General features: G+C 41.5%; 5 protein-coding genes. 1 reads left to right on the top strand and 4 read right to left on the bottom strand.

Features of this window, described 5'->3' with window-relative positions; translation table 11 throughout:
• Positions 1–85: 85 nt before the first annotated feature.
• The 4 genes from RH40_RS04990 to RH40_RS05005 all read right to left on the bottom strand — a co-directional run bounded on the left by RH40_RS04990 (position 86) and on the right by RH40_RS05005 (position 9598).
• Positions 86–5230, bottom strand: coding sequence for a hemagglutinin repeat-containing protein (locus RH40_RS04990; RefSeq protein ID WP_009600284.1), 5145 nt, complete (start codon positions 5228–5230; stop codon positions 86–88).
• Positions 5231–5275: 45 nt separating this feature from the next.
• Positions 5276–6982 (bottom strand): ShlB/FhaC/HecB family hemolysin secretion/activation protein, encoded by a 1707-nt coding sequence (locus RH40_RS04995; protein ID WP_009600285.1) that lies wholly within the window; start codon positions 6980–6982, stop codon positions 5276–5278.
• Positions 6983–7690: 708 nt separating this feature from the next.
• Positions 7691–8548 carry a sterol desaturase family protein gene (locus tag RH40_RS05000; RefSeq protein WP_009600286.1) on the bottom strand — a complete coding sequence of 286 codons (858 nt, stop codon included), beginning with the start codon at positions 8546–8548 and terminating at the stop codon, positions 7691–7693.
• 36 nt (positions 8549–8584) lie between these two features.
• The gene (locus RH40_RS05005) at positions 8585–9598 is read right to left on the bottom strand and encodes a DUF2804 domain-containing protein (RefSeq protein WP_009600287.1); all 1014 of its coding nucleotides are present in this window, start codon (positions 9596–9598) and stop codon (positions 8585–8587) included.
• Positions 9599–9779: 181 nt separating this feature from the next.
• Between RH40_RS05005 and RH40_RS05010 the strand changes: the two genes are divergently transcribed.
• Complete coding sequence (locus tag RH40_RS05010; RefSeq protein ID WP_009600288.1) at positions 9780–10838, top strand: AraC family transcriptional regulator; 1059 nt, start codon at positions 9780–9782, stop codon at positions 10836–10838.
• The last annotated feature ends 101 nt before the right edge of the window (positions 10839–10939 follow it).

Here is a 10939-nt window from a genome sequence, read left to right on the forward strand (position 1 = left end):
ACGACTTGCAGTCAATGAAGTGGCTATTTTCTCCCACTTTGGTGAAGACAAAAAAAACGCGCTCAATTGAGCGCGTTTTTTGTTATTACTCCGAGTCAGCAGGAGCAGCTTGTTTGACTCCTCCTTCTGTTTTGCTGGAGTCTATTTTTATCCCAATCAGAGGTGTTTGACCTTGTTTGATATCGCTAACCGCTTGCTTAATGTTCTCGATACCATCGTTTTTGATATCGGCTCTAAAGCTATTATTTTTATTCGATATTTCCTCAGTAACAACATTCTGACTACCAGTATCAACTGTACCTTGTTTAGACTCAACCACCGCACCTTTAAGCTGGGTTGGTGCCGCTGTGTCGATGGAGACTCCGTTCGTACCCGAGATACCAGATTGTTGCTCAACACTCACCTTGTCCGTCACTTTTAGAGAGAAGGGCTTAGTTGCCTCGACACCGCTGTTTTTGACAGGTTCCGAGCCTGTTGTGTAAAGACCTTTAACTTTGTTATCAACTTCCCCACCAATTTTACGAGCCGCTTTATCCCACCAGCGTGGCTCGTGTGCTTTGTTTTCCCAGTCTGAGTCAACTTTATCGGCGGTCTTCTTGTATTTATCGATAGCATCGTCTTTGAGAGAAGAGTACTTCTCTTTTGCCTTACCAAGTTTTTCATCGGTGTAATTAGTGATCTTCTCTTTGTAAGGTTTGGTTTTATCACCACCCGGTAAACCATTGACCGTTTCTTTTAATTGGTCATATTGGCTCTTTGATGCTGGCTGAACGCTTTTCGACGCTTTTCCTCCGAATTCTAGATCTACAGAGACATCTTTATTTTGTCTGCTCTCAACAACTAATCCACCTTCTCTTGATTTGATGTCTACAGAGTCGGCCTGGATGTTGGCACCAGAAAGTGTCACATTCCCTTTACTAGATGCTGAAACGTTTTGACCCTGTACGACAGCATTGTCGTTGGTGACACCGTCTTTATAATCGACTTTGAGACCAGCTTCTACGCCTGTTGCACTGCTTAAGATGTTGCCGCTATTGTTCAGATCCTTGGTGCGATTTGCATCAACATTGAGATTGCCGCTATAGTTGTTACGCTTTTCAATCGTCTGTGCCGATTGTGCGGTGATCTTTCCATTTTCTGCAGAAAGCTGTGTGGATTGAGACGATACTTTCGTACCCGTCATTTCAATACCTTGCTGACCTTTCGCGTCAAGAGATACGTTACCGCTACTCGCAATCACACCACCTTTTTGTTCTGATTTGCTTTCGTCAATATAATCCACTTCAAGAGAACCACCAGCGCCTTTGCTCGCTGTTTTTGCCTCAGTGTTGTCGACATTTCCTTGCGTGGCATTAATCTTCCCTTTTATGCTCAGACCACTCTGTGAAGATGTGGATTTTTGAGCATCAAGCTTAATGTCCCCGCCAGCATTGAGTGCAACATTGCCAACTTTCTGGTCTTTGTCTCCAATTTGTGTACCTTGGAGGTAGATGTCTTCACCTGCGTTGACAGTAACGTTATTTGCGCCTTGAATAGAGCCCGCTTGACCTGTTGTACTGGACTTATCATTAGTCACGTAGGCACCGGAGACCTTTCCACCATAGGTTTTTGATTTACCGCTGTCTGCTTTGGACTGATTGAGCTCCAACTGGCCTGAGTATTCTCTCTTCGATGAAGTACTAGAGCTCTCTGCTTGCTGGAAATTAACTTTGTTGCCTGCATTGATATCAACGTTGCCTGTATCACCGGCGACGATATTTGTGCCTTGCAGGTTGACGTCTTTACCAGCGGTTACCGAAACACCATTTTTACCTGCCACTGTCGAGGTAATAGCTTGAGTATCGGATTTCTCATTGGATTCATAGCTGCCACCACCAGAGCCACCAAAATTGGTTTTCTCTGCGCTATAACCTGCTTTCAGGCCAAGATTCGCACGGTAGCTTGTTGAAGACTCAGATTGTTTGTCTGTCGCTTGATTAATAGTGACATTACCATTATTTGCTGTTAACTCAGCCTTACCAGACCCAGCATCAATATTGGTGCCTGTAAGTTCAATACCATCATTGGCTGTAATACTGACACCATTTCCGGCTGTAATATTACTAACAATGGCTTTTTCACTCGATTTTGTCTCCTGAGTATTGCCACCTTCACCTTTGCCATCACCTGTTACATCGGCACCTGTTGTGGTATAGACTCTCAGGTTGCCCGTGCCATCGGTGATATTCTTAGTTTCAGTTTGCGTGTTAACTGCGGCAGTATTTTGGTACTGCTTGGTGTTAATATTAACACCGTTTTTCGCTTGATACTGTGTGCCTTGGTCCGTCACGCTCTTCTCAGCATTGATATTGATTGAGCCTGCTTTAATCGAACTAACTTGTGATGTCGTTTGCGCTTTTGTCTCTGTTCCATTTGACACACCGACATCAAGGTCTACGCCTAAGTTCGGTGTATCAATGCTTTGCGCTGTCTCTGAAATAGCACCTGGTACCGCAGTTATGCCACCCTCAGTTACTTTCTTGACACCTTGTTCGACCGGGCGGGAAATATTGCTGTAATCAACATTGGCACCAATATCGACGCCCACGCTGACTTTGTCAGTTGTCTCAGTTCTGCTGCTGACTGCCGCTTTATTATCAATTTGTTTGGCTTGAAGGTTAAGATCTCCATTGGCATCAAACGCTGTGCCTTCATTAGAAATCTTGTTGGTAGCGTTTATATTAGTATTACCGCCAGACTTAATTGATGAAGTATTCGCTGTTGATGTATTAACAGTCGTGTTGTTTGTATCAACACTCCCTTCATAGCCGCTACCTAATTTGTCAATTCCACCAGTATAGTAGAAGCCGCCACCAACAGTTGTACTGTTTGTGGTTTCTTTGCTTTTATCGTGACTGCTAATAACATTGACGTCTTTACCAGTTATAGATACATCTTGCTTCGCATCAATGTTCGAACCTGCGACTGTCGCGGTACTACCTGAAGATATTGTAATATTGCCCGCTTTAATATTGGAAGCTGTGTGCGACGTTGAGGTTTGTGTTTTTCCTGTCGAGTTATGTTCGACTCGAACGCCAGCAGCATACTGCTTATCACTTTTTTCCTTCGCATAAAAATTCACACCAAGCGAAGTCGTATCAACAGTACTGCTTCCTTCTGCAGCCTGTCCTGAGACCGTCACATTGCCATTTGAGGAAATGTCCAACTTGTCATTAGCTGAAACATTGCTTCCGGATATCTCGACACTCTCATGGCCTCTCACTCTGAGATTTGTATTGGACAAGACTTCGCTAGATGTCACGTTTTGTTGGGTAGTTTTAGTGTTATTACTGTCTTTAGTAATGTTGAAAACGGTACCCTGTCTTGTGTTGTTGCTCTCTGTGTCTTGTGTGACGGCACCATCGATTTTAACTCTGTCGGCTTCAACATGTGCTGCTTTTTTACCAATCGCTTCAGAGCCTGTGATTTCGAGGTCTTTACCTTTCACCTCTAAGTCATTTTTCGCATTGACACGGCTACCTGCAGCGGTTTGTTTGCTGTCTTTGACATTCTTATTGTTGCCTCCACCAATACCTCCCCAATAGGTTTTATCATTTTGTGATACACCCGTATTGGTTGTTTTATCTGCACCAATTGAAACCGTCTGACCAGCGCTGATGTTGACGTCATTTGCTGTGAGTTGGGCGTTACGTGTCGTAACATTGTTTTTAGCACTGATGTTGACGTTTTGACCCGCATTAATGCTTGAGGCGTTTGAAGTTTCTACAGTATTACCTTCTTTCCAGCTTCCTGTTTTAAGTTCTGCGCCATCATTACGTTTGTACCCCGACTCTTGAGTAGAGTTTTGAGTAATCGAGCCTAAAAGTTTGACGTCCCCTTGTGCACTGACATTGGCGTTTTGGCTTGCGTTAAGCTGACTACCTTTCACAGTGACATCACCACCAGTAGCGTTGATTGTTATGTTTTCTTTTGCATTAATTTCAGTACCAACGGAAGTTTGTTCCGTTGTTTGCTTGTTGTAATCACTTCTCCAAGAGAGGTACCAGTTGTTATTGGTTCTGTCTGTTGTCTGAGTGATTTTTTGATCACTGAGATCAACATTTTTGCCCGATATGGCTACTTGGTCGCCACTAACTTGTGTCGCTTTGAGGAAAGCTCCTTCGCGAGCTCCAATATTAATGTTTTTCCCAGAGATACTCGAACGCTCTATCTTTTCTGTTGACGTCTTAGTCTCACCATACTTGTTGTGGCGAAGGAACCCATCTCTGTTATCACCATCCTTTACAGTACTTGTTGTTGTCGTGATATTACCTGATGAGTCAACATTTTTTCCGACGAGATTAACTCTTTCGGTAGATTTATCGCCGACACTTGCAGCATTGAGTCTTAGGTCTCCCTTAGCATTAAGATCAATATCCGAGCCTTTTACTTTTCCAGATATATTTACGCCACTACCTGCGTGAGTAGACACTAACTGAATTCGACCGGATACCATCCCACCAAGGAAGTAACTATCGATAAGGCTTTCACTAGATTGCTCTGTTTCTTCGACGGCTAATGTTTTTTGGTCGACAATATTATTACCGGCAATAGCGTTGATGTTTTGATTTGCCTGTACTGGCCCATCTGCATTTATTGAAGGGGCAATTAGGTTGAGTGTCTCTGATCCCCGTACGCCATTTTCTGTAATACTTAAACGATTTTGGTTCTTAAATGTGTTGTATTTAAGTCCTGATTTTGTGAAATCTACTTTCCCAACGACTAGCGATGCGGCGTTAGTATTAATAAATTCACAGCCACTACAGGTAATACCGTTCGGGTTGGCTAAAATAAGGTCGGCACTTTGCCCAAGAATTTCTTGAGCGCCATTAAGAAGTGAAGGGTTTTGTGAGATTACTTCATTCAGAATAACGGATGCTGCACCCTCAGTAAGGTTTGGGTTACTTGCAATCAATTGCTGTAAAAGTTGAGATTGTAACTGACCTTGAGTGCTATTGTTTAAAACTGCACCAGCAGAAGTCACATTATATTGGTTGTACTGGTTGTGTGAGATACCACCTTCTGGCTTAGCAATATTGACCACAGGCGTGTTGCCAACATGGTCAACTTGTGTATTAGTACTTCCCGAGGTTTGAATACCACCGTTTGCCATTGCACCAACGGGTAGTGAACAAAGCGCTACTGCTATTGAGTATTTAAGTATACCCTGACAAGAAAGTTTAAATTTCATAAAACCACCTTATAAATTTTGCGACAGAACCAAGACAATTAGGCTCTAAAATTCAATGCCCAAACGGGCGAGCACCAACACACTTTCCTGTTTATATTCTGGTGAGTTAAGCACCCAAGCTTTACTGACTTCCAAATCAAAGCTTGCTTGTTTATAAGTAATCCGTTGACCCATACTTACGCCGATAGCTTTATCAAAACCACTCTCAATCCCGGCATTGATTTGACCGTAATCCGCGCCAACACGTGGTGTGAACTTTATAGAGTCCACTGAGAAGTCTCGTGACAACGTATTTCTAAAGTACCAGCCGTCAGAGGCCGAAAGACTATTTTTGTCTAACCCTCGAATAGCGCTGTTGTCCGAAATGCCAAACCACTCCACACCTGGTAAGTGGTGCTCTGAGTACTGACCAACGAGCTTGTTTCGATATAGGTAGGTATTTTCCAAAAAGTTGAAGTAATAATAGGTCGATATGTTGCCACGTAGTTTAGTGAAGACGTTGCTTACGGCATCACTCTGTGTCTGGGCGTTCAATAGTGAGGTACCGCGATCGATACCCACACCTGCACTAAACACACCAGATGTCAAAACTCTAAAATGGCTATAATCGATAGAAAAAACAGCCAGATCTTGTGAACTTATATTGAGTTGTAACGTCTCGAGGAAGTTTTTGGCTTGTTTGTAGTTAAACTGTCCGCTGAGAGTATTAATGGTATTTCCATCTCTGCTCAGTGTTTTGTCGGCCCTGATGCCGATGTTGGAAGACCAACCGTGTGCGTTTAAAACAGTGTTTGTTTGAGTTTCTGAAGAATAGGTTGAGTAGAAACCAAAAGCACTGTATGTCCAATATCCGTATGGGATAGAGTAAAGTGTTGATACAGAACGGCTGTAAACGTCCGGATTAGAACCTAGGGTTGTAGAACCACTTAACATGACATAATCCGATAGACCAAAAGGGCTTGAATATACTGTCATTGCTCTCAGTACTTCTCGACCTGTGCTCTTTTGTCCATGGTTATCAATACTTGCATTACCTGACCACCGGGGAAGCTCGGGGTTTGACAACTGAATGACACTCCCTCCGCGGTATTCTCCGGGAAGAAGTCGCATAGAGACCTTATTACTCGGTAAACGGTTAGCTTGGTCGATACCTTGCTCTAAATCTTTTAGATTTAATGGGTTACCGACACCATTTGGAAACAACAAATCTACATTGATCGTTTCCGAATCACCGACAATAGCTTCAATTTCGCCTTCGATAACATCCAATCCGAGTTCACCGTAAATTCCCGGTTGAATAAGTACGATACGAGCCGTAACAAAACCTTTTGAAATGTATAACCCAGTGATCTCTCTGATCAGCTGATTCACGTCTTCGGGGAGGATACAACTATCGTTAATCGGCGTTAGTTTTTCAAAATCTTTAGGTGATAGTAGGGAGGTATCAGTGATATAAACTCCACTTATCGGCAGACATTGATGAGTTTCCTTAAGAACAGGGTTTCCTTCGGCCTCAACTTCTTTTACTTCAGGAGTATCAACACTCTGAGTTGGCTTTGGCTGCAGTTGCTTGTTTATCCTGCGTTGGTTTTCTTGTAATGCTTGGCGGTTAGTCTTCTCTATTGCTTGGCGATTAGCCTGCTCTATTTGACTGATATTGACATCATTAGCATGGCTCTGAGTTGCTGTTGAGGCAGCAATAGCAGTGACACAGACAACTTGCAAATGGGCTATAAAGGAACGCTTTAGCATACAACACCTTGTAATTAATGGAACTGAACCCCCAAAAAATACGGGGATTTATTGATAGTAACTATTAGAGGAGTCCCTAATTGATAAGTTACATTAATTGCAAAGTTATCACATGTTTTATTAATGTAAAACAAAATTGTAAGAATTTATTGTTCTCAAATTGGGAACAATCATGTGATATATGTCATGTTAATTATCTATTTAAGTAACATTGATATCTTTTATGATTTTAAAGTACTGAATTCCATATACATAAACTGTTACATTTGTTAATTAGAGTTGTTGCTCTACTTAGGGTGAGGCGGTTCTTTGAACAGATTTTTGGGATGTTTTTTTTTATGATTGCTCAAAAAACAGTCAGATGAGAGTGGTTTTTCATCATTTTTTTGTTAAATTTTTGTGACGGGAAGTATGTTGGTTAATGAGAGCTGGTTCAAAATTTAAGCTGAAAATTTTCAATAGAGGTATGGCTTGAATTCAACAAGATTTTTCAACGTTGCCCGTGCCTAGCTGAAGCTTCTCGATAAGTATATGCCCATTACCTTTGAGATAAAAAGTAGCGCTATATTTTACTGACGCGGTCGTCGTTCGTCTGTTGTAATATTGTAGCCCTCATTTAAGTGTTATCGTAGGTAGTTATTATTTTGATAAGGGGTTGATTTGTCATATTAGCTTACCTCAGCAAATACTTTGATATTCAATATTTATTTACTTTTTATCATTGGGTTTACCAAAAACTACGTGTATCCGCTCACTAAAAGTCAAATTTTTATTACGGATTTCTTTCAACATAACAAGCCACTCTTGAAAAGTCACCGTGATAGGGTTGTAGCTATTAACTGGATTGGGGATACCATAGCGCACTGTCTCTCGTTCAGGTTCAAATGTTCCAAAGATTTTATCCCAGATAATTAATACACCCGCGAAGTTCTTATCAATATATTGTGGGTTTCGACCATGATGTACCCTATGATGGGAAGGAGTATTAAGGAAATGTTCAAAAATACCTAGCGAGCGAATCCATTGAGTATGGACGAAGAACTGAAGACCTAGATTGAGTAGCACTGCAAAAATAACCCATTTAGGTTCAAAACCAATGATCACTAAAGGCAACCAGAACAACCACATCCCGGCTAGAGGATACATTAAACTCTGGCGAAATGCGGTGCTGAAATTCATTCTCCCTGAACTATGATGCGTGACGTGTGCAGCCCACATCCAACGGATTTGATGGCTTGCACGATGAAACCAATAGTAAAAAAAGTCTTGCAAGATGAGTAAACAGATAAAACTCGTTATACTCAACTTAATATCGAATAAGCGCCAGTCGAACAGCCACAGGTAGAGTTTGGTGATTAATAGGCCGGTTAACAAATCGGTCATCTGATGCATGCCGGCTAAACAAAAGTTACACACCACCTCTGCAACTTTGTAGTCTGAATTTCGTGGAAGCTTACCCCGTCTCTGTCCTATCAAATACTCAGCAGCCATGAGTATGCAAAATATTGGGGCCAGTAGTAATAGGAGTAATTCTGGATGGTTGAGTACCTGATCTAAGTTTTTCATTGCAGATCTCCTTTCTTGATGGCGTTGCGCTGAATGCTACCACTTGGCATAGTGGTCTTCAGTCAATCCCCATACTCCGTCGATACAATGTTTTTGGCCTTGTTGGTCAAAAATAAAGCCGTCGAACTGTCCGATAAACTGGCGGAAGTTGCTTTTGAGCAACCATAAATTGACTTTCTCGCTGCGTTTTTTGTGCGGCTTGAAAGTGAGATTGATATCGCCCTGTAAAGAGCTTATTGCCCATGCATCGTCGGGTTTTTCTCGCTTTATTCTGAACATGACGGGACTGACAGCATGTTTATGTCCATTCACCCAAAGCGTATTTTCTGTTGTGCCCGTTTCATTGACACCAGATGAAATATTTAAGCCCAAAGTGCAAGAATCATTACAGCTATTGATATTCGCCCATTGCCAATTAGTTTCTCGTCTCATATAGCCTGATGAAAAGTCGTAACTTGCTAGTGCTCCATTGAGGTCTACGAGTTTATCTGCGACAGTAATTTGTCCTTCTATCTTGAGCGTGTTGTGTTTTTGGGTATAGGTCCACCCTGAATATCCGGTCGGTGTACATAAAGCTAAAGGTGCACTGTTTTTAATCGGACTAAGAAAGGCATCTATTTTGATCGATGGGTGAGACACTTTTACACGCCAATGTCCATCTTGGATGTGAAATTGTAAGTTTGATTTATTGATTTCAGTTAGGCCGGAGAACGGAGATTTGGATGTTTTTCTATCAAACCATAATGGTCGAAGCGTTTTAATATCGATTAACGTATTGCTTTCTTTATCGTAAACATAAATAAAAGAAGAGGATAAGTAGCGTATATCGGCAATCGCCAAGCCAATAATATTGTTTTTAGTTACAATGCTGACGAATTGAAATTGTTTAAAATCAAAGTATTTTCTAAATCTTGATGCTGGTTTATCCATACATGTTTTGTAGAAAAACTTTTCGTCACTGATTGTATGGGGAATATTATCAAAGTGCCCAAAAATTGGCATGCCCTGATGGTTGATTAAATCTTTGGGTGCAAGTCTGATCTTATCCATGTATCAACTCATTTGATTAGATATGCAATAATATTGGCGGCTTTTTATTTTTATTGTTAGGTCATTTGGGGCCAAAAAGAACGTAAAGATCACGTTTTAATATTACGGAGCACAATATTCTGCTTAGACCTCGACCTAACACCACGAGCGAGTAGTGGCGTAAAATGAAAGGACATACCATATGGCACTTGATTCTGATGTATGGAAACTGATAGCTCAATATCAACCAAATGATTCTCGCCATCAGTTGGGAACTATGGATATTGATTTGTGTAAACGGTGCATGGAGGACGGTTCTATCGATCTGAGGCTTGATGCCTCAGCGTTGTTTCCAAGTAAATACACTGGCCATGATAAAATGACTTATGCAGACAAGCTGTTCTTTTTTAGGCGTTTTATAGAAGTTGTACCAACCACAGGTGTAGGTTTGTTGGTCGGTAGCAAAGCAACGTTGAGCGATTTCGGAATATTGGGTTACGCGATCATCAATAGTAGGAGTACAGAGGAAGCGGTGATAACAGGGTTTAAATACCTCAACCTCAATGGACCAATATTCACAGTGAAACTGTTTAAGTCAAAAAATGTGACCATGTTAGTTGCTGAGAATGTACTGCAAGTTGATGATATTTTGCCTTTCTGTTGTGAGTATTTTTTGAGTGCGCTTTGTTCACTTTGCGATGAGCTTTCAGGAGAACCTCTCGATATAAAATGTCTGTCATTTCCCTACAGCAAGCCTTTATACGCCAGTAAATATATGGCGAGTTTCAATTGTGGAGACGTGAGGTTTGACCAACCAAAACTTATTATGCAGTTTTGTACTTCGTTTTTTTCTCGCTCTTTGAAACAAAGTTATGTGTCAGTGGTAGATAACTACCTTTATCAGTGTGACCGAATTCTACAGTCTTTACAGTCGCCTTATACGCTCCCGAATCAAATCAAATCCATGCTATATCAGCATGTTGGGTATTTTCCATCTTTTGAGTATTTTGCTACGCAGTTTGGCTGTTCAACCAGAACATTAAGAAGGCAATTGGTACAATGTGGTACCGACTATCAATCTTTACTCAGCGAAGTACGTGGCGACATTGCTAAAGAATACCTTCTGGGTACGAACCTTACGATTGAGGAAATTGCCTTGCGGCTCGGCTACTGTGATGGGTCTAGTTTTCGGCGTAAGTTTAAGCGGTTGTCTGGGTATACGCCTAGAGCGTATCGATATGTGGGGAAAGGGCTGAGGTAGGTAATGTCTTGTATACCCAAGTAACCTCAAGATGCTAGGTTCAGCGAGAATAGCTTGCTTGACAGGCAAGGCAACGATTTGAAAATCTAGTCATCTGAATT

Origin of the sequence: Vibrio caribbeanicus ATCC BAA-2122 (assembly GCF_000165125.1) — a bacterium.
GTDB lineage: Bacteria > Pseudomonadota > Gammaproteobacteria > Enterobacterales > Vibrionaceae > Vibrio > Vibrio caribbeanicus.